This is a genomic window from Calderihabitans maritimus, from assembly GCF_002207765.1.
GTDB lineage: Bacteria > Bacillota > KKC1 > Calderihabitantales > Calderihabitantaceae > Calderihabitans > Calderihabitans maritimus.
The window spans coordinates 1-270 of the sequence record NZ_BDGJ01000114.1; the positions used below are offsets into that span (position 1 = coordinate 1).

1 protein-coding gene is annotated in these 270 nt (G+C 51.1%); it reads right to left on the bottom strand.

Annotated features, from left to right (window positions below; all coding sequences use genetic code 11):
* On the bottom strand, positions 1–270 hold a 270-nt coding region (locus tag KKC1_RS09890), incomplete at both ends, for a recombinase family protein (RefSeq protein WP_192868185.1).

Genomic DNA, 270 nt, shown 5'->3' on the forward strand with positions numbered 1-270 from the left:
CCGTCTTGGCTACCGCCACACCCTGGCTGTTCGCAAATTCCAGAAGCTTGGCTACCTGCCGGTCTAAGTCTGCTCTCTGGTCAGCGCTGGATACTCTGGCGTATACAGCCGTTTTTCCTCCCTCCTTTTCTTCGCCGACCTTAACCAGTATTGTACCCGTTGGTGTTTGGTAGGCCGGAACAGGTAGCTTCCCCTCTTTGTACCATTTCCACGCGGTCTTGTAACTGATTCCTTGTTTTCTTGCCCATTCACTGAGTTTCATGTAGATAT